A 25,675-nucleotide genomic window follows, 5' to 3' on the forward strand; every position below is an offset into this window, starting at 1 on the left:
GGGGGTAAAACCGTGGGGGGGGGCGGGGTTGGGGCCCCGCCTTGCGGGGCGGGGGGGGGGGGCCGGGGGGGGGGCGGGGGGGGGGGGGGCCCCCGGCCCCCCCCCCCCCCCCCCCCCCCCCCGCACCGGGACGACGCCCCTACGCCGAAGCCGGCACCGCGGGCTCGGCGGCCACCGGCCGGGCCTCCGCCTCGGTCGCGGCGGCCGCCGCCCGGACCGCCGCCGAACGGGCCCGGCCGCGCTTGCCCATCGCCGCCGTCCAGGTGACCAGCGCCGCCACCACCACGAGCGGCAGCACATTGTTCACGAGCACCATGGCCCCGGTCGGCAGCGTGTACGTGAGCACCACGCGGACGACGGCCTCCAGCAGGAAGCCCGCGCCCCACACCGAGGTCAGCAGGTACTGCATCCGGCGGAAGCCCGGGTACTGCCACAGGCCGTTCCAGTGGGCCAGGCCCTCGGGGCTGCCGTCCGTGCCGAACTTGCGGCCCAGGTAGAACATCGCCGGCCGGCGCATCACCAGGCTGCCCAGGTACGCCAGCCCCAGCAGGCCGGTGATCGCCGAGTCCTTGAGGAACACCAGCTCGGTGGTGTTGTACGCCATCGCGCTGAGCGCACCGAGCAGCATCAGCACCAGCATCATGATGCCGAACTCGTCCGGCCGGCGCTTGATCGCGAAGTGCAGGAGGTTCTCGAGGGCCGGCAGCAGCGAAATCAGCAGCAGCGCCTTCACGTTGCTCACACCGTGGTCGGTGAGCATCCCGTAGGTGACGAACGGCAGGATCACGCCGAAGAGGATCGCCGGCCCCCAGTTCATCAGCGCCTTGATTCCGCCGCCGCGTCCGCTGGTCTTGCCCGTCATGACTGCCCCGTTTCTCATGTATCGCATATGCTCACGATCGTGAGCGAGAGAGTAACAGGTCGTCAGCTCGGTGCGAGCGTCTCACGCGGCGCCAACGTCGGTCTGGTGCCGTTCCTTTACGGAGTGGCCGGACGCGAGGAGCTTCCCGGCGTCGCACTGGTGAAGCTGCTCACCGACGTGGGACTCACGCCGGCCGGGGCCCGCTCCCTCATCGCCCGCATGCGCCGGGACGGCCTCATCGCCGCGTCCCCGCGCGGCCGCGGGGCCGACTACCGCCTCGTCGGCACCTTCCTGGAGTCGTTCCGGCGGATCCGCCGGGGGGCGCCCGAACCGCCGCCCTGGGACGGCGGCTTCCACGCCGTCTTCTACACCGTGCCGGAAGCGCGGCGGGCCTATCGCGACCGGCTGCGCCGGGCCGCCGCGCTCGCCCGCTACGGCCTCATGCAGCCCGGCGTCCTCATCTCCCCGGCCGACCGCCGCGACCACCTGCTGGCCGAACTCGGCGGGCCTCCCGAGGAGGGGACCGTGTACTTCGGGCGCATCGAACTCTCCCCCGCCGACGCCGCCCGAGCCGCCTACCGCGCCTGGGAACTGGCGGAGCTCGCCCGGCGCTACCGCGAGCACGACGCGCGCTTGCGCGCGGCAGTCGAGGAGCAGCCCGTACCGCCGGGTCCGAGCGCCGCGGCCCTCGCGGCCTACGTGCAGCTCTTCGGCGGCAGCCTCGTCGACACGCTCCGCACCCCGCCCGGCCTCCCGCCCGAACTCCTCCCCGGAGATTGGCCGTTGCCCGCCCTCCTGGCCACGGTAGGACGGGCCTTCGCCCACTTCGGCCCGCCTGTGACGGCGTACGTGGAGGGCGTGATAGCCGGCGATGCGCCGTAACGCCCGAAGGCCGCCGGCGTCAGACGGAGAAGCCGGAGACCCTCTGCGGAGTCACCCGGACGATCAGCCGGAGGACGTCGTCCGGCTCGGCGGGCGGCTCCTCGCCGAGGTACTTCTGCGAGAGCTCGCGCGGAAGCGACTTCTCCGGGTCCTCGATCAGTTCGGCGGTGCCGCGGATGTCCACGGAGTGGTACGGGTTCCCGGTGTCGTAGACGGTGAGGCTGACCCGTGGGTCCCGGGTGAGATTCCGGGCCTTCTGCCGTCCTGCCGTGGTGGAGAACAGCACCGCGTCTCCGTCCCTGGCTATCCAGACCACCGAGGTCTGCGGCCCGCCGTCCCGGTTCAGCGTCGCGACGGTGGCGAAGTTCCTCCCGTCCAGAAGCCGGCGGGTCTCCTCGTTGAACGCTACTGACACGGCCTCACCCTTCTGTCCGGCACTCCGTATGAGCACGCTTGCGTGGAACGGAAGCCGGGGCCGCGTTCTTCCCGGTGCGGGGCACATGCGGCTGACCGGTGGTGCCGGGCCGTGCGGCCCTGCCGGCGAAGACTCGCCGGCAGGGCACCTTCCCTACGAGCCCGTTGCCGCGCCCACACGCTCCCCGGCCCGCGGGGCGGGCTGCGGGGCGGCGGCCGGTTTTGCCGGGCGGCGGACCAGGGCCAGGGTGATCAGGCCGCCCAGGATCCCCAGCGCGCCGGAGACGAGGAACGTCTCCCGCAGGCCGGCCGCGAAGGCCTCGTGCACCAGCCCGCCGAGCACCTCCCGCTGCGCGGGCGCCGCGTGGGCGACCACGGCCCCCGCCTGGCCGCCCGCCAGCGCGTCGGCGGTCGCGCCGGGGTCGGCGACGGCCGCGCCCCCGTGGTCGCGGAGCGAGCCCGTCAGCCCGGCGTGGAAGACCACGCCCAGGACGGCGATGCCGAGGGCGTTCCCCAGCTGGCGGGCGGTGTTGACGGCGCCGCTGGCCATCCCGCCGCGCTCCGGCGCGACGGAGGCCATCGCCGCCGAGGCCAGCATGGGCGTGGCGATGCCGACGCCGATGCCGGTCACCGCGAGGCCCGGCACGAGGGCGGTCCACGTCGACCCCGCGTCCACGGTCGCCTGCAGGAACGCGCCCGTACCGATCAGCAGCAGCCCGGCGCCGATGGTCCAGCGCGGCGAGACGTCGTGCAGGAAGCGCCCGGCCAGCGAGGCGACCACGAACGCGGCCGCACTCATGGGCAGGCAGGTCAGCCCCGCCGCCACCGGTCCCATGCCGCGGACGGACTGCAGCCACAGCGAGGTGTAGGCGAGGTACGAGAACGCGGCGACGGACAGCAGCACCGCGGCCGCCATCAGACCGGAGAACGACGCCCGGCGGAACAGCGACAGGTCGAGCAGCGGCTGCTCGCGGCGCGTCTCGATCAGCAGGAACGCGATGAGCGCGACGGCGGCGAGCCCGAAGAGGCCGAGGGTGGCGGCCGACGTCCAGCCGTAGTCGTTGCCCTTGATCAGCGCGTACGTCGCACTGCCCGCCGCCACGGTGAACGCGGCCAGACCGGGCACGTCCACGCCCCTGCCGCGCCGCGGCGCCGCCGCGGCGACGAAGCGCAGCGTCATCACGACGGCCAGCACGCTGATGGGCAGGTTCACGAAGAAGATCCAGCGCCAGTCCAGGTGCTCGGTCAGCAGACCGCCCATGACGGGCCCGGCCGCCGAGGCGGCCCCGCTGACCGCGCCCCAGGCGCCGAAGGCCACGCCGCGGTCCCGGCCGTGGTAGATGCTGCTGATCAGGGCCGTCGTCGTCGCGAGCATCGCGGCTCCGCCGATGCCCTGGACGCCGCGGAAGACGATCAGGGCCTGCGGTCCGGTCGCCAGTCCGCAGGCCAGCGACGCGAGGGCGAAGAGCCCGAGCCCCGCCACGTAGACCTGCTTGTGACCGATCCGGTCGGCGAGGGAACCGACACCCAGCAGCAGCGCGGCGAGCGCGAGCGCGTAGATGTCCATCACCCACTGCAGGTCCGCGAACGAGGTGTGCAGGCTCGCGGCCATGTCGGGAAGGGCCACGACGACGATCGTCACGTCCACGAGCAGCATGAACGTCCCCAGGCACACCGCTACGAGCGGCAGCCACTTACGCATTCCGAACCTCCGGAGGGTCTTGTCGAACGGCCTCGAAGGTCGCACCCGGTGGCTGTTTCTCCGAAATCACGGCCCTACGGATGACGGAATCCCTCATGCGCGGGCCATGGAATGATGGAAAGCATGACCGACGACGAGCAGACGTTCGACCCCCTCGACCGGCAGCTGGTCCAGGCGCTGATGATCGACGGCCGGGCCGCCTTCAGCCGCATCGCCGCCGTCCTCGGCACCACGGACCAGACGGTGATCCGCCGCTACCGCCGGCTGCGCGGTGCGGGCCTGCTCCGCGTGCTCGGCCTCCCCGTGGGCGACCGCGTCGGCCTCTACGAATCCCGGCTGCGCATCCAGTGCGTCCCGGGCGCGGCCGTCGCCATCGCCGAGGCGCTGGCGCGCCGTCCCGACACGGGATGGGTCAAGATCTTCTCGGGCGGTACGGAGGTGGGCTGCCTCGTGAGCTCCCGCACGCGCGAGGACCACGAAGCGCTCCTGCTCCGCAAGCTGCCGCGCACCCAGCAGGTCACGGGCGTCGCGGCGCAGACCATGCTGCACCGGTACGCCACCGGCCCGGGCCGGTGGTTCGGTACGGACGGCCTCACCGATGAGCAGATCGCGGCGCTGGAGCCGGCGCCGGTGAGCGACGACGGCGCCGTCCGGCTCGACGACTCCGACTACGCGCTGCTGGCCGTGCTCGGCCGGGACGGCAGGGCGGGCTACCCCGAGCTCGCCAGGGCGGCCGGCCGGTCGGAGTCCACGGTCCGGCGCCGCGTCGAACACCTGCGGGGGAGCGGCGCGCTCGCCTTCGACGTCGAGATCCACCCCGTCCACCTCGGCTACGGGATGGAGGCCGGACTCTCCGCCACGGTCGTGCCGAGCGAGCTGGCGGCGGTCGGCCGGGCGCTCGCCGGCCACCCCCAGGTGCCGTTCGTCGCGGCGGTGACCGGCGCGGCCAACCTGGCCGCGACGGTGCTCTGCCGCGATCAGCGCGACCTCTACCGGTACATGACCGAGGGGATCGGCGCGCTGACCGCCGTGCACCGGCTGGAGGTCCTTCCGGTGCTCCGGCAGGTGAAGCGGGCCGGGCTGCTGAGCGACGGCAGCCGGCTCTTCGACGCGCCGTGACGCGCACGGATCCCGCGAAGTGACGGAAGTGACGAAGAGCCGGGAAGTTGATTGCCGGCGGCCCCGGTCCAGGGGTAGACCGGGACCGCCGGTGGGTGTCCGAGGGGAGCGGAGCACCCGAACGGAACGCGCAGGGGCGATGAGGAGGGTCTCGTCCCTGGTGTTCGCTCACTGGCGCCCCGGGTACTCGCCGTCGCGAGCGCTGCAGGCCCGGGTGCCACCCGAAGTAAATATATTTACTGCCCAGTAAGCAAGGGTATGAAAATTTTCATTCGGTGCGGGGCGGCGATCCGGAGGGAAAAGTCCAGGTCTGCCGGGGCAGGAGGCCCGGGACTGTGCTCCTGCTCTCAGTCGCCGAGGAAGAAGTCGTGCTGCTCGGCCGCCTGCTCGTACTTCTCCAGCCGGAGCTGCGTGCGCTCGGGATCGGCGTCGGCCATGGCCTGCAGGAGCGCAGCGGAGAGGATCCCGGGCGCCGCGTACGAGTCGAAGACGAGCCGCGACCCCGTGCCGGCCGTGAGTGCCACGTCGGCCTCCTCGGCCAGCGGGCCGAGGGCCGCGTCCGTGATCAGCGCGACGCGCAGCCCCGTGCTGCGCGCGGCCCGCATCGCCGCCAGCATCTCCTTGGAGTGCCGGGGCATCGCGAACGCGAGCACCCACGTGCCGCCCGCCTCCCGCGACTGGAGCAGGGCGTCGTAGGCGACGCTGCCCCCGCGGGACACCAGCCGCACGTCCGGGTGGATCCGCTTCGCCGCGTAGGCGAAGTACTCCGCCAGCGAGACGGAGATCCTCAGGCCGAGGACGGTCAGCGGGACGGACCGGGCCAGTTCGCGGCCGATCTCCAGCACCCGGTCGGTGTCCGTGAACGCGCGGCGCAGGCTCTCCAGGTTCGCGATCTCGGCGTCCACGGCCGCCTGCAGCTCGTTGCGGAGGTCCTTCTCGCGCGCACCGGGGGAGCCGGCGACGGCGCTCAGGGCGATGGGCTGCAGGGCCTCGCGCAGGGCGGGGTAGCCGCTGAAGCCGACGGAGGACGCGAAGCGGGTCACCGAGGGCTGGCTCACGCCCACCCGCTCGGCGAGGTCCGTGATCGACAGGAACGCGGCCTCGGTGAGGTGGTCGGTGATGTACTGCGCGATGCGCCGCTGCCCGGGCGACAGCCGGTGACCGCCGAACAGGGCCCGGACCTTGTCCGCGGGCGCCGGCTCCGCCGCCGGGGGCCGGCCGCCCGTCTTCCCGTGGCTGCCGGGCGTGATGGCAGACGCCTGCGCACGTGCCTGCTGCGACGCCTGCGCGCGTGGCTGCTGCCCTGCTGGCACCGGTGCGCCTCCTTCTCGTCCCGCTTCCGCTCAACATAGCGGATGGGCACCACCGGGCCCCGGGCGTCAGTGCGAACCGAACTTCACACTCGCGAAGGACGCGCTGCGGGGCGCCTCGTGGCCCGGCGGCAGGCGCAGCGGGGTCCCCTTGCACTCCTTCGCCGAGTACACGGTCGCCGGGACCGCCGTTCCGTTGTGCGCGCCGCGAGCCTCGTCGCTCATGGTGAGGCACCGGCCCTCCGGCGGGTTCTCGACGTAGAACGGCGTGCCCTTGGGCCCCACCCAGGCGAACCAGCCCCTGGCGGCACGGGCGGCGGCCGTCGCGCCCGCGGGTGCGGCCGGCGCGAGGGCGCACCCGGCGAGGACGACGGCGACGAGTGCGGGGCGGAAGAAACGCATCGCTGATCCTTCGACTCGATTGCGGCGGAATTCCAAGGAATGCCCGGAAAGTCTTCACACGGTGAACGACCGGAGGCGGGCATGGTCACCCGGGGAACGCGCGGCGGTGGCCGAGCGGGGGCGGCGGTGCCCGGCGGTCTGCCGACGGTCCGTCAGGGCGCCGTAAGGAAAGCGCACCGGCGCTTGTGCGCCCGCACGCCGCGCCCTTGGATGGATGACGTGAACAGCCACCTGCGCCACGACGACCGGCCGCCCCATACGGCGACGCCCGGCACCGTGCGCCGGGTGCGTCCGGTGCGCTAGCCGCACCGCCTCACCGGAGACGGCCGCGCCCCATGCGCGGCCGCACACCTCTCCCACCGCCGCTCACCGGGCGCCCATCGGCGCGCCCGGTGCCACGGCGCCATCGCTCGCACGGCAGGCCCGTCATCCCGCGGAGCACTGCCGCAACACCCGTTCCCGGAATGGATCACCATGTCTTCTGCTGTCCCGACCTCCCCCCGGACCGTGCTGGTCACCGGCGCCACCTCCGGCATCGGCTGGGAGACCGCGCGGCTGCTCGCCGGCCGGGGCGACACGGTCATCGTCCATGCCCCGGACCAGGCCTCCGGCGACGACGCCGTCGCCCGCCTGGTCGCGGCCGGCGCCGGCATCCTGCAGCTGCGCCTCGCCGTCGCCGACTTCTCCCGCCTCGACGAGGTCCGCGCCATGGCCGCGCGCATCGCCGACGAGCACCCCGTGCTGGACGTCCTCGTCAACAACGCCGCCGTGGCCGCGCCCGAGCGGCGCGTCCTGACCGGCGACGGCAACGAACTCGCCCTCCAGGTCAACTTCCTCGCCGCCTACCTGCTCACCCACGAGCTCACCGGCCCGCTCAGCGCCCGCCCCGGCAGCCGCGTCGTCAACGTGTCGTCCTCGATGCACCGCACCGCGTCCATCGCGTGGAACGACCCGCACCGCGGCAAGCGCTACTCCCGCCTCGCCGCCTACGCCCAGTCCCAGCTCGCCCTCACGATCTTCGCCCGCGAGGACGCGCCCTGGACCTCGGTCAGCGTGCACCCCGGCATCTGCGACACCGCCCTTCTGCCGCTGTACGCGCACGAGGGCGACTCCGCGATCGAGGGCGCCGAGCGCGTGGTGCGGCTGTGCGACCCGGCGACCGAGGTCGTTCCCGGCGCGTACTACGACCGCACCGCGCTCTCGCCCGCCGCCCCCGTGGCCCTGGAGGACCGCACCGTGCGCCGCCTGTGCAAGCTCGCCGACCAGCTGGTGGGCAAGCGCGCCTGAGCGCGCCCCCTCACCGCCTCCGGTCCGGAGCGGCGCTCAGGCTCTCGTCGAGTCGTCGGTCCGGACCACGCACAGCCCCCAGATCACGAAGGCGCACAGGGCGATGGCCACGATCGACCACAGCGGGTAGTAGGGGATCGACAGGAAGTTCACCAGCAGCAGCAGGGCCGCGACGACCACGCCGAGGATCCTGGCCCACAGGCTCACCTTGAACAGCCCGACGCCCACCATGAGCGCGGCGATGCCGAGGAGCAGATGGATCCAGCCCCAGCCCGCCAGACTGAACTTGAACACGTAGTCCGGCGTGTGCACGAAAACGGGGTCATGGACGATTCCCATGATGCCTCGGAAGACATCCACGAAGCCCACGACCATCATCATCACGGCCGCGAACAGCGTGAGACCACCGGCGGCGGCCTGAGTTCTCTCCGAGTGCGAATGGAGGGTGGATGACATGGGACGACCTCCCTTGTCTGATGACAGCAGCCTGTAGATCAGGCGACCCTCCCCTCCATCGTTTCCCCTGCAGGCACCGATGTCCATGCGAAGCCCCCGGGGCCCCCGGTTCTCGCCGGTCAGCGGCCCGTGGAAGTCGTGTAATATTCATGTCGCGCGCCGCTAGCTCAGTTGGTTAGAGCAGCTGACTCTTAATCAGCGGGTCCGGGGTTCGAGTCCCTGGCGGCGCACAGCGAAAGCCCCCTCCGGTGAGCCGGAGGGGGCTTTTCCCATTCCTTCCGCGGACTTCCGCCGCTACGGATTGCAATTCCCGTACTGCTTTCCGTGACGCCTCCGCAATTCGACACCCGCCGGTGGCCCGCTCACGATGGAAGGGTGCCGTCATCTGCCACGGAAGGCGCTGACCGCCATGGGCTATGCCATCAAGCACCCGAAAGGCAAGGTCGCCCCGGAGAGGGCCCCGCTCCTGGTGCGGCCGCGGCGGTTCCTCTCCCGCGCCGTGGATTCCGCCGGCCGCGCCGAGCGCGCCCTGCGGGTCCGGCTGGCCGCCCGCGGCAGGGTCGCGCCGGCCCAGCGGTGGCGGATGAGACGGTCGCCCCTCCAACTGCTCTCCTACGTGGCCGTGCCGGTCCTCCTGGCCTGGGTCGGCTTCGCCGTCTTCGCGCTCGTCGCAGGGGAGACGTCCCCCGTGACGAAGTGGTGCTCGGCGAGAGGCGACGCCTGCTCGGTGGTCTTCGGCTTCCTCAACCCGTTCCTGAGCCTCGGGCTCGCCACCCTCGCCTTCCTCGTCCTGACCTACGGCTCGGTCCGCCGGTCCATGAACCGGGCGGCCAGGAAGGATCCGCGCAGCGTCGTGCCGACGGCCGGGCCGGTCGTCGCGGGCGTGGTCGGGCGCATGGAGATGTGCCTGGTCATCGCCCGCGGCCTGCGCGACCGGCGGACCCGGCGGCCGTACCTGCTCGTGGGCGGTGTGGGCGCCGGGAAGACGTCGGTCCTCGTACAGCTCACCCAGATGCTCGCCCGCAGGGGCGCCGTCCCCGTCCCGGTCAGACTGCGGGACGTCGATCTGGACGGAGCGCGCCTCGACTTCCGCGACGCGGCGATGAAGCGCTTCAGCGAGATGGCGGACCGTGACGTGATCTCCGCCCGCCACAGCGAGAGGGTGTGGCGCCAGCTGTGCATGGACGACAAGGCCGTCGTCCTCGCCGACGGCCTGGAGGAGACGTACGCCGACGGCGGTGACCAGAAGGAGCGGGACGTCCTCATCCGCCGGGCGATCGAACGGGCGGAAGAGCAGAAGCTTCCCCTGGTGATCGCTTCCCGCCCCCACGCGCCGCTGGAGCACACCCGGGCCGCGGTCATCGACCTGGAGCCGCTGAGCGAGGAGGCGGCGCTGGAATACCTGGAGGACGGTCACCCGGACCTGGACGACCACCGCATGGACTGGATCGTCGAGACGGCGGCCGTCGCCGAGTCACCGCTGTACCTGCAGATCGCGCGCCAACTGCGGGACCACCACCTCCTGGAGCACCTGTCCGGCGCCAAGCGCTGGACCGAGCTGGACACCCGGAGCGCCGACAGGACGGGTCTGCAGCGGCGCTTGCTCGACGCATGGCGGGACGCCCTGATCGCCGGGCGCATCCACGACGAGATAGCGCTGGACCCGTGTCAGCGCGAGAAGGTCGTCGAGGTCATCTCCGCACTTGCCGGAATCGGATTGCTGCAGGACCAACTGGAGGTCCGGCTCAGCGATCTGCTGGGAGGGACCGGCATGGCGGAAGAAGTCCTGGAGCGTCTCTTCGAGCGGCTCGGCGAGGACTGCCGGGAGGAGACCGATGCGCTCAGGCGGCACGCGCTCCTGTCGCTGTGCGCCACGCAGGGAGAGCAACTCGGCCTGGTCGAGACCCGGGGGGAGAGGGTCCGCTTCCAGCACAGCATCCTCCAGGCGTACCTCGGCTCCGGCTACCTCGCCATCAACGAGCACGGTGCCCTGGCCCGTGCCCTGGAGGAGCCCGGTCCCGGCCGGGAACTCCTCATCGGGCTGACCCTGAACTCCCGGTCGGAGGACGCGGGACCGCAGCAGCCCGTCGCTCACCTCCTGACCGAAGCGGCGAAACAGCGCAAGGACGCCAAAGCCCTCGACATGTACGCCGCCGCCCTCGAAATCGACAGGGTCGCAGGAGCCGCCGAACACCTGCGCATCGCCGAAACGCTCTTCAGACGGTGGAGTGCCGTCACGGCCGGCGACCGCAGGACGATCGAGAGCGCGAAGCAAAGGCTCGTGCACCGGTTCGGAGAGGTGCTGCGGGCCATCGGCGCGGCGGAGAGCGAGCACGACCCCGCCCACGGCGGATGCCCGGCCTACGAATGGTTCTTCAAAATCGCCACCGTCGAGCCCTCGTACCCGATCCAGCTCGCCATCGCCCAGGAGATCGGCGCCGGCGGCGACAGGGCGTTCGACGTCCTGCGCACCATGTTCCCCCTGCCCAAGAAGGGCGAACCCGGGAGGGACGACCCCTGGGTGCAGTACGAATCGGCCATGCGCGAGCAGGCGCACGCCGAGCACCGGAAGCGCGAGATCTTCGTCAGGCTGCGGCCCGACGACGAGGAGACGCACGTGCAGTTCCGGAAGCAGCTCGACGAAGCGTGCGAGCAGCGGCTCAGGATCTGGCGGCGATTCGTCATGCGGGCCTGGCTCGTCCCCATGATGGTCGGTTCGGTGTCCGAAATGCACCGGGAACAGGCCAAGGAGAGGCTCGCCCTCTGGCTCGCCCACCTGGAGCCCCAGCACGCCCGTTCCCACGGGGCGGACCTGCCGCTCTCACTGGAGATCGCCCTGGCCCAGGGGTTCAAGAGCGCGGCCAACCGGAGGCAACGGCATCCGCACACCGACGAGAAGGCCCGCGAATTCCTCGTCACCCAGGCGGAGACCATGCTGGCCCACGCCCGCTACTGGTACACCCAGATGACGCTCATCCACGCCCTGTGCCTGTGGGAACTCCCGGACCGCATGGAGCGGGCTCCGCAGGACGGTTCCGGCACCGCCCACCCGGCGAAGAAGACCGACCCCACGCAGGCGGTGGAGCGCTGGCTGTCCCTGGCGGGCAGCAAACAGGACTCCCGCGCCCAGTACCCGGGCGACCGCACCGCGAAGGGGGACCGGCTGCACCCCTTCGTCGCCGAGGCCGCCAACCTCGCGGTGCTCGCCCTGGAGAGCGGGCGCCCGGAGCGGTTCATCTGGATCGACGAGATCGGCGCGGTGAACAAGATCGGCTCCAGCCCCGCGCATTCCGGCGCCTACCGCAAGCACAGCCTCTGGATTCCGCCGTCGGTGGGCTGGAGCACCCTGCACCCACGCGCCCAGCAACTCCTCGGCGACGTCTTCCTGCTGCGCAACCTCACCGAACGGGACGGCGAGCAGCCGGCCGAGCTGGAAGCGCGGCTCGAACGCGCGGACCGCACCGTACTGCCCCCCTGCTTCACCGGCGACCGGCGCCCCTTCCGCCCCCGGCGGACCGTCGGCACGGCCGGGAACGCGCCGCCGGGAAGCACCTGCCTGCGCGACTGCCCCTTCGAACTGTGCCCCTACCCCGCGATGGGCTCGCAGCCACGGGCCGAGCTGCGCGAGACGTTCTGCCGGCAGCAGCAGGCGCTGCTGCGCCGCTACCGCAGGAGCAGCTTCCTCAACCCCTTCTCCTGGAGGGGACGCAAGGGAGCGTCCTGGCACGGCATGACACCGGGTGAACTGCGGAAGTTCTGGGAGGAAATGGCCGACCGGTCACGGACCCCCTCCGACTGAACCCGGCGCCCGCAGCACCAGCAGCGCCAGATCGTCGTGGCCGTCACTCGGCCGGGCCTCGGCCACGGCCCGGCCGAGGACGTCGAGCGGGGCTCCCGCGTGGGCCGCGGCGACCTCGGCGATCGTGCGGAGACCGTCGTCCAGGCCGTAGCCGGGACGCTCCACCAGGCCGTCGGTGAACATCAGGACGGTGGCCCCCGCGGGCAGCACGTAGCGGTGGTCGTGGCGGGCGAACCCGGCGTCGACGCCGATCGGCACGTCGGGCTCCGCGTCGAGGAAGTGCGTGGTGCCGTCGGCGGTCACCACCAGGGGCGGCGGGTGCCCCGCGCTGCTCCAGACCAGGGACCACGCATCCCCCTGGGGCACCAGATGCACCAGGCACGCGGTCGCCATCGTGGGCTCGGCGACCGCCTCCAGGGTGCGGTCCAGGCGGCTGAGGAGCTCGCTGGGCACGGTGTCCGAGTCGTAGGCGAGGGCGCGCAGCATGTTGCGGATCTGGGCCATGGTGGCAGCGGCCCGGACGTCGTGGCCGAGCACGTCTCCGACGATCATCACGCGGCTGTCGTCGGGCAGCACCAGCGCGTCGTACCAGTCGCCGCCCAGCAGCGCCGGATCCGCGGCGGGCTGGTACATCGCCCAGGCGTCGAACGGGGAGAGGTCGGGCAGGCTCGGCAGCAGCAGCCGCTGGAACTGCTCCGCCCCGGACCGGACGCGGCCGTAGAGCCGGGCGTTCTCGATGGCGACGCCGGCCGCCCCGGCCAGCGCGACGACCACCGACTCGTCGTCGGCGTCGAAGGAGCCGCCGCCCTGCCGGTCGGTGAGGTAGAGGTTGCCGTAGACCTTGCCCCGTACGGTGATGGCGACGCCGAGCAGCGAGCGCATGGGCGGGTGCCCCGGCGGGAACTGCGCGGCCTGCGGGTGGCCGGCGATGGTGTCCACGCGCAGCGGGCGCGGGTCGGTGATCAGCAGTCCGAGGAGGCCCTCGCCGTGGGGGAGGGCCACCCCGGTCAACCGTTCCTCCTCCTCGCGGCCCAGGCCCACGGGGATGAACTCGGCGAGCTTGGTGCCCTCTTCGTTCAGCACGCCGAGGGCCCCGTACCGCGCCCCCACCAGCTCCATCGCCGTCGTCACGATGCGGCGGAGCACGACGGGGAGCTCCAGCTCGCCGCTGATGGTGAGTATGGCTTCCAGTAACCCCCGCATCCGCTCCTGGGCGCGGGCGAATTCGGCCAGCTGTTCCCCGAGCCTGTCGAGGTCCGCGGTGAGGCTCAGCCGCCGCCTGGGGAGGCGGTGCGGGGGACGGTCGTCGTGATCTGTCTCGCTTGCTGCCACCGGCCACAGGCTAGTGACTCGGCGTGCGCGACGTGGCGAATACCCGTATGTCGGCCGGTGGCGCCGGAGCGTCCGCGCTCCGGCACCCGGTGCCTCACAGAGCCGCGACGGTCTCCTGGTGGGCGTAGCTGAAGCCGTCGTTGTCGAAGTAGAAGACCGTGACCTTCACCCGGTCGCCCTTGGCGAAGTGCGCGCCGGTGGCGGGGCGCAGCGTCACCCGGGCGGCGTGGCTGTCGTAGTCGCAGGTGAGCTTGTCGGTCTTGATCGTGCCGGCGGCGATGGACTCGTCGTGGCCGGTCGAACCGAGCTTGACCGCGTTGGCGACGAGCTGGTGGTTCATGCCCGGGTCGCAGGAGTACGTGACGTCCGCCCGCAGGCCGGGCTCCTGGAGCGCCACCCTGCCGATCGACAGGAGGTTGGCCTTGGCGGCAGCGGACGGCGCGGTGGCGAGCGCGCCCGCGCCGATCACGAGCGCAGCGGCCGCGGTGCCGGCGAGGCGGCGTGCGAAACGGGACGACGTCATCGAGGTTTCCTCCCCCTGAACCGCCGCGGAGCCCGGGCGCACCGGAGGGCCGCCCGCCCGGCGGTTGCGACAGTTGTTCGTATTTCGTGTGAGATCACGGATGTTACGTGACATTCACCGTGTGCAGCGGCGATTTCAGGCCACGTCGGGGGACGGCGCGAAAAGACGGGGCGGGAGGGGAAGGCGGGGAGGCCAGGGCGGGGTCGGGGATGAGGATGCGGCGCAGCACGGCTTCGGTCTCGGTGCGCGCGGGCCCGTGACCTCCGCCGGGTCGCGTCGTTCTTCACGGCGGGTGCACGTAATACCGTCGGGCCACCAGGGCGATGTCCTGGTGGCCCGACGGTTTTCCCGTGCCGGGCGGCTTCCGCGGCGGGGCGGGCCGGGTCGGCCAGCCGGTCAGAGGGCCAGCATCGCCGCGATCGCCGAGCGCCAGTCCTCGCCCGGCCGTGGCACCAGCTCCTCGGCCAGGGCCTCGGCGCGGTAGCGGTGGCGGTGCAGGAGGCCGGGGGCCCGGTCGCCTGCGGCGGTGACGGTGCTGGGGCTGCCCAGCAGGCGGATCAGCTCGCCGGCGAACTCCTCCCAGCCGACGTGCCCCCCGATGGCGTTGACCGTTCCCTGCGGGGGGCGTTCGGCGCACGTCACCAGGGTCCGGGCCAGGGCCGCGGCGTGGATCCAGGGAACGCCGGACCACGGGTCGCCCGAGGCGGGGACGGCGCCCGCGGCCGGCAGGACGACCGGCTCCCCGGCGCGGGCGGCCTGGAAGAGGGCGCCGGTCGCCCCCCAGCGCAGCTGGTCCCGCAGCCGCGGGTGCGGGCCCCAGACGATCGGGGCGCGGACCGCGGCGGCTCCGCCCCGGCCCGAACGGCCCGCCGCCTCCCACAGCATCCGCTCGCAGTCGAGCTTGGCCCGCCCGTACGCGGTGAGCGGCTCCTCGGGCACGGCGTCCTCGGCGACATCGGTCACCGACGGCCGCCCGTACGCGTCCACGCTGCTGACGAAGACGAACGAGCCGCGCCGCCAGCCGTCCAGCAGGGCCCGCATCGCCGCGACGTCCACCTCGGGAGAGGTGAAGGTGCAGGCGGCGTGGATGACCGCGTCCACGCCCGAGACCGCCGCGCGCAGGCTCTCCGCGTCGGCGAGGTCGCCCTCGGCCACTTCGACCCCGTCGGCCGCCACCAGATGCGCCGACTCGGGCCGTACGAGCGCCCGGACCGGGCGGCCGCGGGCGGCCAGCTCCTGCAGCACGAACGCCCCCACACCGCCGCTGCCGCCGGTGACGAGGACCGTGCCCCGCGCGGAGGGCCGCGCAGCTGTGGAGGTCCCGCGGGAGGCCGGGCGCCTGCGCGCCTGCGCCCGCTCGTCCAGCAGCGCCCCCAGCGCCCGCGGAGTGCGCTGCTCCAGCACGTCGAGCCCCGTCAGCGGCACCCGCAGCCGCTCGCGGAGGCGCTCGGCGACCCGCACCGCGAGCAGCGAGTGCCCGCCGAGGAGGAAGAAGTCCCCGTCGGGGCCGGGACGTTCACCCAGCAGCTCGCCGAAGACCGCCATGACGGCCGGGGCCGAGGCGCCGGGGCCCGCGTCCGCCGGGCCCTCCGCCAGGGCGCCGGGCTCCGCGAGCCGCTGCCCGGCGGCGGACAGCGGCCGGTTCCCGCCCGCCGCGACGGACGCCAGGACGCCGGCGAAGCCGTCCAGCAGCCGCCGCGCCGTCTCCTCGCCGAGGCGCCCGCGGTCGTACCGCACCAGGCAGCGCGGCTCCGTGCCGTCCGCCGTCCCCTCGTCCAGGTAGAAGCCGAGGCCGAACTTGACCCCGTCCAGCTCGACGTCGGCAGGCGCGCACTCCGCCCCCGCCAGCCGCAGCACGGGAGGCGGAGCCAGGACGTCCGCGGTGACGCCCACCAGCGGGTTGCCGCCGCTGTCGCGGGCGGCCGCGCCGAGCCTCTCGACCATGAGGTCGAAGGGGACGTGGCGGTGGCGCTGCGCCTCCAGGAGCGCGTCCCTCACGCGCGACAGCACCGTTCCGGTGTCCCCGGCTCCGGACAGGCCGGCCCGGATCGGCAGCGTGTTGACGCACAGGCCCACCAGATCGCGCGCGCCCGCCGTGTCGCGGTGGCTGCTGGCGCAGCCGATGACGAGGTCCTCCTCGCCGGTCGCCTCCAGGAGCGCCGCGAACGCCGCGGACAGCACGACGGTGAACAGCGTCGCGCGGTGCGCGCGGCCCGCCGCCCGCAGCCCCTCGACCGTCCCGGGCTCCAGGGGGACGGACAGCACCCGCGCCTGCCCCCGGGCGCCGGCCTCGGCCCCGCCGCGAGGCAGGGGCACGGGGCGGGCACCCGCGAGCCGCCCCGTCCAGTACGCGAGGCCCTCGCCGAGCGCGTCCGCGGCGGCCCGTTCCCGCCGGGCGAAGTCCGCGTACTGCGGCGCGGCCCGCTCCGGCTCCGCCTCGCGCCCCTCGGTCTCCGCCCGGTAGCGGTCACCCAGCTCGCGGGCGATCACGTCCAGGGAGCCGCCGTCGACGGCGATATGAGGGAACGTCAGCAGCAGGGTGCGGTCGTCCTCGCTGTGCCGCACCTGCAGCGCTCGCAGCGCAGGACCGGCCGCGAGGTCGAAGCCGCGGGCCGCCTCCTCGCCCAGCAGCTTCCGGGCGGCCTCCCCGGAGGCGTCCACGGTGCGCACGGGCACCTGCCGCGCCGCCGTCACCTCCTGGTACGGCTCGCCGTCCCGGTGTCCGTAGCGCGTCCGCAGCACCTCGTGGCGGCGCACCAGCCCGGTGAGGGCCCGGCCGAACGCGGCCGCGTCGAAGGGGCCGCGGACCCGGGTCGCGAACGGCACGTTGTAGACCGCACCGCCCTGCCCCAGGCGCTCCATGAGCCACATCCTGTGCTGCGCGTGGGACAGCGGCGCCCGGCTGTCGCCCTCGCCGCCGCCGGCGGGACGCTCCTGCCGCCGGGCCCGGGCGTCCGCGCTGCGACGCCTGGCGAGCCGCAGCAGCGCCTCCTGCCGGGAGGCTTCCGCAGCCGTACCGCCGGCTGTGCTGCTCACCGCACTACTCGCCGCACTGCTCACTGTGCTGCTCCGTTCGTCCGGTTCGCCGTGTCCGCATCGTCGGCCGCATCCGTCCCGTCGGCCGCGTCCGTCCTCTCCGCCGCGCGCTCCGGCATGCCGCCCGCCTCCACGCCGTACGCCTCCACCAGCGCCGCCTCGACGGCCGTCGCCTGCCCGGCCACCGTGGGAGCCGCGAAGAACGCGGCCAGCGTCAGCTCCACGCCCAGGTCCTCGCGCAGGTCGTCCACGACGCCCAGGGCGAGCAGCGAATGCCCGCCCAGGGCCAGGAAGTCGGCGTCCGGGTCGTCGACCTCGCACTCCAGTGCCCGGGCCCAGGCATCGGCCACCGCCCGCTGAAGGGGCGTCAGCTCCGGCCGTACGGGCCCGGGTGCGTCGCCCGGCTGCTGCGCGGCGGGCACCGGCCGCCCGGCGAGCGCCCGGCGGTCCACCTTGCCGTTCCCGGTCAGCGGCAGCGCGTCCACCACGGACCAGGCATTGGGCAGCAGGTGCGCCGGCAGCCTGCCCGCGAGGTGGTCGCGCAGGGCCGCAACGGCGGGCTGCCCGTCGCCGTCGGGCACGACGAAGGCCACCAGGCGGGCGTCGTCCTCGCCGGCCCGCAGCACGGTCACGGCGGCGTCCGCCACCCGCGGGTGGTCGCGCAGTGCGTGCTCGATCTCGCCGGGCTCGATCCGGAAGCCCCGGACCTTGATCTGGTCGTCCGCGCGGCCGTGGAAGTCCAGCGTCCCGTCCGGCCGCGCCGACACGATGTCGCCCGTGCGGTAGAGCCGCCCCGCCGAGGGGTGCTCCACGAAGCGCTCCGCGGTCAGCTCCGGCCGGCCGAGATAGCCGGCCGCCAGACGGGGGCCGCCGATCCACAGCTCGCCCCGCGTGCCCGGCGGCACCTCGGCGCCGTTCCCGTCCAGGACGTGCGCCGTCGCCCCGGCCACCGGGCGGCCGATCGGCGGCGGGGCGTCGCAGTCCGCGTCCCGTACGCGGTGGGCGGTCGCGAACGACGTGGTCTCCGTCGGCCCGTAGCCGTTGACCAGCTCCAGCCACGGGTGCGCCCGCAGGACGGCACGCGCGTGGCGCGCCGACAGCGCCTCGCCGCCCACGATCACCGAGCGCAGGACGGAGAAGACCGGCGAGCGGCGGGCGGCCAGGTGGTGGAAGAGCGCGGTGGTCAGGAAGGCCACCGTGGCGCCCAGCCGCTCCACGTCGCGCGCCAGGCTCTCCAGCGACTGCCGGCCCGCGGTGGAGACGGCCACGGCCGCGCCGTTGGCCAGGGCCGCCCACAGCTCGAACGGCGAGCCGTCGAAGGTCAGCGCCGAGTGGAACAGCACCCGGTCCCGCCCGGTCACCGTCAGGAAGTCCGGGCCGGTGGTCAGCCCCGCCACGCCCCGGTGGGTGATCGCCACGCCCTTGGGGCGGCCCGTCGAGCCCGAGGTGTACATCACGTACGCGGTCGCGCCGGGGTCGTAGGCGGGGGGCTTCGGCAGGCCCTCCTCGGCGGCGTCGGGGCCGCAGCACCCGGCCAGCCCGCCCGCCGTCAGGGCGAGCGTCCGGACGGCCGGTATGCCCGCCGTTTCGAGCAGGTCCTTCTCTCCGACGACCAGGGAGACGCCGGCGTCAGCGAGCATCGCCTCGGTGCGGACGCGCGGGTAGGCCGCGTCCAGCGGTACGTAGTGGCCGCCCGCCCACCAGACGGCGAGCTTCGCCACGACGATGCCCACCGAATGCGGCAGCAGCAGCCCCACCGGGGTGCCGCGTCCGACCCCGCGGGCCTGCAGGGCCCCTGCCAGCCGGCGGGCGGCGGCGGTCAGTTCCCCGTAGGTCAGGGTGAGTTCGCCGTCCGTGACGGCAAGCGCGGCTGGCTCCGCCGCGGCGTGCGCGAGCACACGGCCCAGGACGCCGCCCGGCTCCGGCCGCCGGGTCGCGGTAGGTGCGCCGGCCGGGGTGGCGGGGGCTTCCGCCGGACCGTTCCCCGGGCCCGCCGCGGCGCCGTCCGTGCCCTCCCGGCGGGAGTCCACCAGGGCCGCCAGCCCGCGCAGGTCCGGCTGACGCAGCAGCTGTGGCGCCCGCAGCCGGACCCCGAACCGCTCCTCCAAGGCGGTCAGCAGCCGCGCCGCCGTCAGCGAGTCGCCGCCGGAGGCGAGGAAGTTGTCGTCCGGCCCGGTCTCCGGACGGCCGAGGAGCCCGCGGCACAGCTCGACGACGATGCGCTCCGTGGCCGTACCTGCCTCCGCGTCCTGCGTGGCTGGGGCAACCGGGGCAGCCGGAACGACCGGCGGATCCGGAACAACCGACGTACCGGGAGCGGTCGGAGCCACTCCGGCCAGCAGTGCCGCCCGGTCCACCTTCCCGTTGGCGTCCAGCGGGAGCGCGTCCACGTACCGGACCGCCGACGGGACCGCCTGCTCGGGCAGCCGGCCGCGCACCGCCTCCAGCAGTTCCGCCACCGGCGGCGCACCGGCGCCGGGCGCGGGCCGGACGAACGCGACGAGCCGTACGTCCCCGCCGGCGGGCCTGTCGGCCGCGACGACGGCCCGTAGGACACGCGGGTCGTCCTCGAACGCGGCCTCGGTCTCGGCGAGTTCGATGCGCGCACCGCGCACCTTCACCTGGTCGTCCAGGCGGCCGAGGAACTCCAGGACGCCGTCCGGGCGCATCCGCACCCGGTCTCCGGTGCGGTAGACGCGGTCGGTGCCGGTCACGCCCGGCGGCGGGGCGACGAAGCGGCGGGCGGTCAGGGCCTCGTCCAGGTAGCCGGCCGCGAGCCCCGCGCCGCCGATCCGCAGCTCGCCCGCCTCGCCCCGCGGCACGACGTGCCCGTCCGGGCCGGTGACGCACACGACGGTGCCGTCGACGGGCGTGCCGATCGGCGGGGGAGTGCCGGGGGCGACCGCGTCCGCGTTCGTGTCGGTGTCGGTGCCGAGGTCGTGGGCGGTGGCCACGACGCCGGCCTCGGCGGGCCCGTACGCGTTGTCCACGCGCGCCGTGACGTCCGGCCCGGGCCGGCGGCGCAGCCGGTCGCCGCCGATGCTGAGGTGACGCAGCGCCGGAAGGTCCGGCCAGGGGCGTTCGAGGACGATCTCGGCGAGGGGCGTGGGCAGGATGGCCACGGTCACGCCCGCCCGCCGCCACCAGTCGGTGAGGACGCCGGGGTCCCAGCGGACGTCGTCCGGGGGCACGGTGAGGGCCCCGCCGGAGGTCAGGGCGGCCCACAGCTCCAGGACGTGCGGGTCGAAGGAGACGCCGATCAGCAGGCTGTGCCGGTCGCCCGGCCGGGAGGCGGTGCGCGCGGCGTACCAGCGCAGCCGCGCGGCCAGCGCCGTCCCCGGCATCGCCACGGCCTTGGGCACGCCGGTCGAACCCGAGGTGAGCACCGCGTAGAAGGTGCCCTCCGGGGCGGCGGGCCGTCCGGCGCCCGGGGCGGTGGCGGGGAACGCCGCGACGGTCTCGCGGGGCGCGTTGGCTCCCTCGGCGGGCAGCGGCAGGGGCAGCTGCTCGGCGCCGTCGTACGCACCGGGCAGCACATCGGACAGCGCATCGGGCGCGCCGATCAGGCAGCTGACGCGCAGTCCGTCCGCCACCGCGGCCAGCCGCCGCTCGCCGGGGCGCGGGCCGAGCGGAAGGTAGACGGCGCCGAGCCGGGCGACGGCGACGGCCGCGGCGACCAGGGCGGCGGAGCGGTCCAGGCAGACGGCGACGAGCTCGCCGGGGCGCACCCGGCCGCGCAGCGCGTCGGCGGTCCGGGTGGCAAGGGCGTCGAGTTCGGCGTAGGTCCAGGCCAGTTCGCCGTCCTCGACGGCGGGGGCGTCCGGGGCCGCGGAGACCCAGTGCGCGTAGCGGGCCAGGACGTCGTCCCAGCCCCCGGCGGTGGCGGTGCCGCCGTGGGCGACGGACAACAGGGAGGCATCCGGTGTCGTGACAAGTGAAGAAGTCATGAGTTCTCCAAGGGTGACGTCGGAAAAGTCGCGGAATTCAGGAAGGGCGGAAGGGCGGAAGGGGCGGCAAGGCGGAAAGGGCGGCAGGAACGCGGGCGCGGCGCCGGCGGCGCCGGCCCTGGTCCCTGTCCCGGTCCTGTCAGCCGAGCCCCATCGCCCGGGCGACGATCACCTTCTGGATCTCCGAGGTCCCCTCGATGATCGTCATCATCCGGACGTACCGGTAGAGGAATTCCAGGGGATGGCCCCGCACCCAACCCGTCGCCCCGTGCACCTGCAGCGAACGGTCCACGACGCGCACCGCGGTCTCGGAGGACGTCAGCTTGGCCAGCGCCGCGTTCTCCGGCGCCTCCACGCCGCCGTCCACCAGCCGGGCGCACGCCAGTGTCAGCAACTTGGCCGCCTCCACCTCCGCGCGGCTGCTCACCAGGTGCTCCTGCACGTGCTGGTACGCGCCGATGCGCTCCCCGAACGCCCGCCGCTCACGCGCGTAGGCGGTCCCCAGCTCCAGCGCGTGCTCGGCGATGCCGTTGCACATCGCCGCCACCACGAGCCGGCCGCGGGAGAGGCTGTCGATGCCGTTGCCGAGCGCCGCGCCCACGCCCGCCTCGCCGCCGATGACGGCGTCGGCGGGCAATCGCACCTCGTCCAGCACGAGTTCGTACAGCTCCTCGCCCGACATGCCCTCGTAGCGCTGGCCGATGCGCAGCCGGGGCGTGTCCATGGCCGTGACGAACGCCGTCGGCCCGGCGTCCTTGCCGTCGCCGTCCACCGCCCGCGCCACGACGATCACGAAGTCGGCGTGCCCCGCGTTGCTCACGAACGTCTTGCGCCCCGACAGCACCCAGCCGCCGTCCGCGTCCCGCGCGGCGGTCGTGGTGAGGGAGAAGGCGTCGGACCCGGCGTTCGGCTCGGTCAGGGCCAGGCAGCGCGTCGCCTCGCCCCGGACGAGCGGCTTGAGGTACTGCTCGATCTGCTGCTCCGTGCCCTGGCGCAGCAGCGGGCTCGGGCCGTCCGACCCGGCCAGCGCGTAGGGGGCCAGCGGGCAGCCGCTGCGCCCGGCGGCGTGGTGCAGCATGACCACGGCGCTGAACGGCATGCCGGAGCCGCCGAGTTCCTCGGGGTGGTCCCCGGCGTAGAAGCCCAGCTTCGCCGAGCGGCGGCGGACGTACGCGCGGAGGTCGCCCGGCGGCAGGCCCCCGTCCTCGGGGAGCTCCGCCGCCAGCGGCACCAGCTCCCTGCGGACGAACGCCGTGAACGCGTCGGCGATCTCACGGTGCTCCGTCTCCAGGACGGACGACGGGGTGGTGGCGCTCATCGGGCGGCCTCCGTCAGGGCGCGGGCCTGGTCGGCGAGGACGGGGTTCTGGAAGAGGACCCGCAGCGGCGGGCGCGAGCCGAGCCGCGGCTCCAGCCACGCGGCGAGGTGGGCGGCCAGCAGGGAGTGCCCGCCCACCTGGAAGAAGTGGGACGACGGCGAGAACCGGTCGTGCCCCAGGACCTCCCGCCAGCCCTCGGCCAGCAGGGCGACGGCCGGGTCGGTGCTCTCCTGCTGCTCCGGGGCCGCGGGGCCGCCGGCCGGCACCGGCCCCGCCCCGGCGGCGAGGCGGGCCAGGGCGGCGCGGTCCGGCTTGCCGCCGGGCAGGACCGGCATCTCCGCCGGCCGGATCCAGCGGGCGGGCACGAGGGCGGCGGGCAGCCGCTCGGACAGCGCCTTGTGCAGGAGCGCCTGGTCCGGCTCCTCCCCGCCGTCGACGAAGCCGGTCAGGCAGGGGCCGCCGGCCGCGTCGTGGCCGAGGACGACCGCGCACGAGCGCCCGCCGAGCACCTGGGAGGCGACCGCTTCGATCTCTTCCGGCTCGATGCGGTAGCCGCGCAGCTTGACCTGGTTGTCCCGGCGGCCGAGGAACCACAGCAGGCCGTCGCGGTCCCGGTAGCCGAGGTCGCCGGTCAGGTAGACGCGCGCCCCGCCGAGTGCGGGCACGGGGACGAACCGGGCCGCGGTGGCCGCGGCCGCCTCGTCCCCGCCGAGGTAGCCCTCGGCGAGCCCCGCGCCCGAGACGGCGAGTTCGCCGACCGCCCCCACGGGCAGCGGCTGCAGGCCGGCGTCCAGGACGTGGACCGCGACGCCCGGCAGGGCGGTTCCCAGCGGCACCTCGCCGGCCTCTCCGCCCTCTCCGTTTTCTTCGCCCTCTCCCGAACCGTCGGCCCCGGCACGGGCCACCTCGTGGACGGTGGAGGTGATGGTCGCCTCGGTCACCCCGTAGGCGTTGAGGACCGTCGCGTCCGTCGCCGCGAGGACGTCCCGCAGCGCGGCGGCCGGCAGCCGCTCGCCGCCCACGACCAGCAGCCGCGGCTCCCACAGCCCCTCGCGGAGCGCCTCGCACAGCTCTTCCCGTACGGCCAGGAGGTAACTCGTCGGCAGGTTCGCGACCGTGACCCGGCGGGCCGCCAGGACGGCGATCAGTTCGGCCCCCGTCGGAACCTCCCGCTGCGGCACGACGAGGCACGCCCCGGCCAGCAGGGACGGCAGCACCTCCTCCAGCGCCACGTCGAACGAGGGCTGGGCGAAGAGCAGCACCTTGTCGCCGGCGCGCAGCCCGAAGCGCCCGGCCACGGCCGTGGCGTGGTGGGCGAGCGCCGCCCGGCCCACGGCGACGGCCTTCGGCAGGCCCGTGGAGCCGGACGTGTGGATGACGTACGCGGCACCACCGAGGGAGGCGGCAGGCGCGGCGGCGGGGAACGGCGCGTCCCCGTCGAGCAGGGCCACCGGCGCCGGCAGGTCCTCGGCGGGCAGGGCGAGAGCGCTCTCGCGGACGCTCAGGACCAGGGCCGGGGCCAGGCGCCGGAGCAGCGTCTCCAGGCGGCTCGCCGGGTCGTTGGGGGACAGCGGGCAGTAGACCGCTCCCGTGCGCAGACACGCCAGCAGCGTCACGACGGAGTCCGCCCCGCGCGGCAGGACGGCCGCCACCGGCTGCCCCGGAGCGACACCCGCCGCCCGCAGGCGCGCGGCCAGCTCCTCGACGAGCCGGTCGAGTTCCCCGTACGTGATCTTGCGCGCGCCGCTGAGGAGGGCGAGGCTGCCGGGATCGTGGCGGGTGACGGGGTCGAGGACGGCGTCGGAGTCGAGAGTGGTGCCGGGGTCGGGGGTGGCGCCGGAGTCGTGGTTGGTGCCGGGGGTGAGGGCTGCGTCGGGGGCATCCGCGGCCGCGTGCTCCCGGGCCTGCTCCGGTACGGGCTCCGGTACGGGCCCCGGCTGCGCCGCGAGTGCCGCGAGCGGTGCCCCGGGAGCCTCAAGGTAGGCGCTCACGAGATCGAGGAAACGGTTCGCCAGGAGCCGGGCCGCGTCCTCGTCGAACAGATCCCGGTCGTAGTCCCAGACCAGCGTCATGCCGGCCGGACCGCGCCGCGGCCCGACCGCGCGCCGGTCGTCCGGGAGGAGCACCAGGTCGAGGTCGAAGCGCGTGGTGCCGGTGTTGAAGCCCTCGAACAGCGACACCTCCAGGCCCGGCACCTCGATCTCCGGCAGCGCCGCGTCGTGGGCGCTGAACATGACGCTGAACAGCGGGTTGTCGGCGCCCGACGTGTGCAGGCCGAGCTCGCGGGTGAGCACTTGAACCGGCACGTCCTGGTGCGGCAGGGCACGGATGAGGCTGTCGGTGACCTCGTCCACCGCCTCGTCGGCGCCGGCCGCCGGGTCGAGGCGCAGCCGCAGCGGGATCGTGTTGACGAACATGCCGGTGGCCGACTCGAAGCCCTCCGGCCGGTTGCCGACCGCCGTGCCGACGACGAGGTCGGCGCGGCCGCTGTGGCGGCGCAGCAGTTCGGCGAAGAGCGCGAGGAGCGTGGAGAACGGGGTGTGGCCCTGGGCACGGCTGTGGGTGCGCAGGCGCTCGGCGAGCTCCGCACCGACCGGCTGGCGCAGCTGCGCGCCCGCGTGCCGGCGCCGGACCCCCGGCCGGGCGAGGCCGGGCAGCGGCAGGTCGAACGACGCGTCGCCCAGCTCGCGCTGCCAGTACGCCAGGCCCGCCGCGCGCCGGGCCGCCCGCTCGGGGCTGTCGGCCGCCTCGATGTGATCGGTGTACGAGCGGGCGGGCGGCAGGACCACCGGCTCGCCCAGCACGTGCGCCCGGTAGACGGTGAACACGTCGTTCAGCAGGATCGCGAACGAGTGCCCGTCGTGGACGAGGTGGTGCTCGACGTGGACGAGCCGGTGGTGGTCCGCGCCGAGCCGGACGAGGGTCCAGCGCAGCAACGGCGCCTCGTACACGTCGAGCGGCGTCTCCGCCTCCGTGCGCAGCAGCGTGGCGAACGCCGCCCCGGGGTCGGCCTCGACGCTGAGGTCGGCCGTCCGCAGCCGGGGCGCGCAGCGCTCCCGTACGCGCTGGCCGGGCAGGCCACCGGGGGTGTCGACGAGTTCGAGGCGCAGGCCGGGGTGGCGGTCGAGCGCGGCCGCCAGCCCCTCCCGGAGCGCGGACTCGTCGAGAGTGCCCCGCAGGTCCACGGTGGCGGTGAAGTTGTAGGCGCGACTGCCGGGCAGCATCTGCTCGTGCAGCCAGACGATCTCCTGGGATGTGGAGAGTCCGAACATGGTCAACCTTTCCG

16 protein-coding genes and 1 tRNA gene are annotated in these 25,675 nt (G+C 74.3%); 5 read left to right on the forward strand and 12 right to left on the reverse strand.

From position 1 onward, the window contains the following. Positions 1–139: 139 nt before the first annotated feature. The gene (locus ACFZCD_RS01350) at positions 140–862 is read right to left on the reverse strand and encodes a VC0807 family protein (RefSeq protein ID WP_391826627.1); all 723 of its coding nucleotides are present in this window, start codon (positions 860–862) and stop codon (positions 140–142) included. A gap of 39 nt (positions 863–901) precedes the next feature. On the opposite strand from ACFZCD_RS01350, the gene ACFZCD_RS01355 reads away from it, so the two are divergent. Beyond that, positions 902–1,744: a hypothetical protein gene (locus tag ACFZCD_RS01355; RefSeq protein ID WP_391826629.1), complete on the forward strand. Its 843-nt coding sequence runs from the start codon at positions 902–904 to the stop codon at positions 1,742–1,744. Positions 1,745–1,763: 19 nt separating this feature from the next. Here the strand turns inward: ACFZCD_RS01355 and ACFZCD_RS01360 are convergent, their stop codons facing one another. After that, entirely contained in the window at positions 1,764–2,159 is a 396-nt protein-coding gene (locus ACFZCD_RS01360) for a PPOX class F420-dependent oxidoreductase (protein ID WP_391826631.1), read from the reverse strand. Between the two features lie 153 nt (positions 2,160–2,312). After that, positions 2,313–3,860, reverse strand: coding sequence for an MFS transporter (locus tag ACFZCD_RS01365; protein ID WP_391826633.1), 1,548 nt, complete (start codon positions 3,858–3,860; stop codon positions 2,313–2,315). A gap of 123 nt (positions 3,861–3,983) precedes the next feature. On the opposite strand from ACFZCD_RS01365, the gene ACFZCD_RS01370 reads away from it, so the two are divergent. Further along, complete coding sequence (locus tag ACFZCD_RS01370; protein WP_391826635.1) at positions 3,984–4,979, forward strand: Lrp/AsnC family transcriptional regulator; 996 nt, start codon at positions 3,984–3,986, stop codon at positions 4,977–4,979. 347 nt (positions 4,980–5,326) lie between these two features. Here the strand turns inward: ACFZCD_RS01370 and ACFZCD_RS01375 are convergent, their stop codons facing one another. Next, positions 5,327–6,292, reverse strand: coding sequence for a MurR/RpiR family transcriptional regulator (locus tag ACFZCD_RS01375; RefSeq protein ID WP_391826637.1), 966 nt, complete (start codon positions 6,290–6,292; stop codon positions 5,327–5,329). A 66-nt stretch (positions 6,293–6,358) separates the two neighbouring features. Further along, entirely contained in the window at positions 6,359–6,691 is a 333-nt protein-coding gene (locus ACFZCD_RS01380) for a hypothetical protein (protein ID WP_391826639.1), read from the reverse strand. A 474-nt stretch (positions 6,692–7,165) separates the two neighbouring features. Here ACFZCD_RS01380 and ACFZCD_RS01385 point away from each other — a divergent pair, with 474 nt between their 5' ends. Then, the gene (locus tag ACFZCD_RS01385; RefSeq protein ID WP_391826641.1) at positions 7,166–7,978 is read left to right on the forward strand and encodes an SDR family NAD(P)-dependent oxidoreductase; all 813 of its coding nucleotides are present in this window, start codon (positions 7,166–7,168) and stop codon (positions 7,976–7,978) included. A 36-nt stretch (positions 7,979–8,014) separates the two neighbouring features. Here ACFZCD_RS01385 and ACFZCD_RS01390 read toward each other — a convergent pair whose 3' ends face one another. After that, positions 8,015–8,434 (reverse strand): hypothetical protein, encoded by a 420-nt coding sequence (locus ACFZCD_RS01390; protein WP_391826643.1) that lies wholly within the window; start codon positions 8,432–8,434, stop codon positions 8,015–8,017. A gap of 156 nt (positions 8,435–8,590) precedes the next feature. On the opposite strand from ACFZCD_RS01390, the gene ACFZCD_RS01395 reads away from it, so the two are divergent. Then, positions 8,591–8,664 (forward strand) — tRNA-Lys (locus ACFZCD_RS01395). Positions 8,665–8,843: 179 nt separating this feature from the next. Further along, positions 8,844–12,233 carry an ATP-binding protein gene (locus ACFZCD_RS01400; protein WP_391826645.1) on the forward strand — a complete coding sequence of 1,130 codons (3,390 nt, stop codon included), beginning with the start codon at positions 8,844–8,846 and terminating at the stop codon, positions 12,231–12,233. On the opposite strand, the gene ACFZCD_RS01405 is transcribed toward ACFZCD_RS01400, so the two are convergent. From ACFZCD_RS01405 to ACFZCD_RS01430, 6 genes are all read right to left on the reverse strand, one after another. After that, the gene (locus ACFZCD_RS01405; protein WP_391826647.1) at positions 12,213–13,565 is read right to left on the reverse strand and encodes a PP2C family protein-serine/threonine phosphatase; all 1,353 of its coding nucleotides are present in this window, start codon (positions 13,563–13,565) and stop codon (positions 12,213–12,215) included. The genes ACFZCD_RS01400 and ACFZCD_RS01405 overlap by 21 nt on opposite strands. A 94-nt stretch (positions 13,566–13,659) precedes the next feature. Then, positions 13,660–14,088 (reverse strand): hypothetical protein, encoded by a 429-nt coding sequence (locus ACFZCD_RS01410; protein ID WP_391826649.1) that lies wholly within the window; start codon positions 14,086–14,088, stop codon positions 13,660–13,662. A gap of 396 nt (positions 14,089–14,484) precedes the next feature. Then, a complete protein-coding gene (locus ACFZCD_RS01415) occupies positions 14,485–17,124 on the reverse strand; it encodes a condensation domain-containing protein (RefSeq protein WP_391826651.1) in 2,640 nt (879 codons plus the stop codon). Between the two features lie 20 nt (positions 17,125–17,144). Beyond that, a complete protein-coding gene (locus tag ACFZCD_RS01420; RefSeq protein WP_391826653.1) occupies positions 17,145–21,071 on the reverse strand; it encodes an amino acid adenylation domain-containing protein in 3,927 nt (1,308 codons plus the stop codon). Positions 21,072–21,210: 139 nt separating this feature from the next. Then, complete coding sequence (locus ACFZCD_RS01425) at positions 21,211–22,389, reverse strand: acyl-CoA dehydrogenase family protein (RefSeq protein ID WP_391826655.1); 1,179 nt, start codon at positions 22,387–22,389, stop codon at positions 21,211–21,213. Next, positions 22,386–25,661 (reverse strand): amino acid adenylation domain-containing protein, encoded by a 3,276-nt coding sequence (locus ACFZCD_RS01430; protein WP_391826657.1) that lies wholly within the window; start codon positions 25,659–25,661, stop codon positions 22,386–22,388. The genes ACFZCD_RS01425 and ACFZCD_RS01430 overlap by 4 nt, the downstream gene beginning before the upstream one ends. Positions 25,662–25,675 lie beyond the last annotated feature (14 nt).

Origin of the sequence: Streptomyces sp. NPDC008001 (assembly GCF_042958085.1) — a bacterium.
In the GTDB taxonomy this organism is placed as follows: domain Bacteria; phylum Actinomycetota; class Actinomycetes; order Streptomycetales; family Streptomycetaceae; genus Streptomyces.

Excerpts from the sequence above, each read along its gene's own strand:
- ACFZCD_RS01350 (WP_391826627.1), bottom strand. The coding sequence starts at position 862 with ATGACGGGCAAGACCAGCGGACGCGGCGGCGGAATCAAGGCGCTGATG.
- ACFZCD_RS01365 (WP_391826633.1), bottom strand. The coding sequence starts at position 3,860 with ATGCGTAAGTGGCTGCCGCTCGTAGCGGTGTGCCTGGGGACGTTCATG.
- ACFZCD_RS01370 (WP_391826635.1), top strand. The coding sequence starts at position 3,984 with ATGACCGACGACGAGCAGACGTTCGACCCCCTCGACCGGCAGCTGGTC.
- ACFZCD_RS01380 (WP_391826639.1), bottom strand. The coding sequence starts at position 6,691 with ATGCGTTTCTTCCGCCCCGCACTCGTCGCCGTCGTCCTCGCCGGGTGC.
- ACFZCD_RS01385 (WP_391826641.1), top strand. The coding sequence starts at position 7,166 with ATGTCTTCTGCTGTCCCGACCTCCCCCCGGACCGTGCTGGTCACCGGC.
- ACFZCD_RS01390 (WP_391826643.1), bottom strand. The coding sequence starts at position 8,434 with ATGTCATCCACCCTCCATTCGCACTCGGAGAGAACTCAGGCCGCCGCC.
- ACFZCD_RS01400 (WP_391826645.1), top strand. The coding sequence starts at position 8,844 with ATGGGCTATGCCATCAAGCACCCGAAAGGCAAGGTCGCCCCGGAGAGG.
- ACFZCD_RS01410 (WP_391826649.1), bottom strand. The coding sequence starts at position 14,088 with ATGACGTCGTCCCGTTTCGCACGCCGCCTCGCCGGCACCGCGGCCGCT.
- ACFZCD_RS01420 (WP_391826653.1), bottom strand. The coding sequence starts at position 21,071 with ATGACTTCTTCACTTGTCACGACACCGGATGCCTCCCTGTTGTCCGTC.
- ACFZCD_RS01425 (WP_391826655.1), bottom strand. The coding sequence starts at position 22,389 with ATGAGCGCCACCACCCCGTCGTCCGTCCTGGAGACGGAGCACCGTGAG.
- ACFZCD_RS01430 (WP_391826657.1), bottom strand. The coding sequence starts at position 25,661 with ATGTTCGGACTCTCCACATCCCAGGAGATCGTCTGGCTGCACGAGCAG.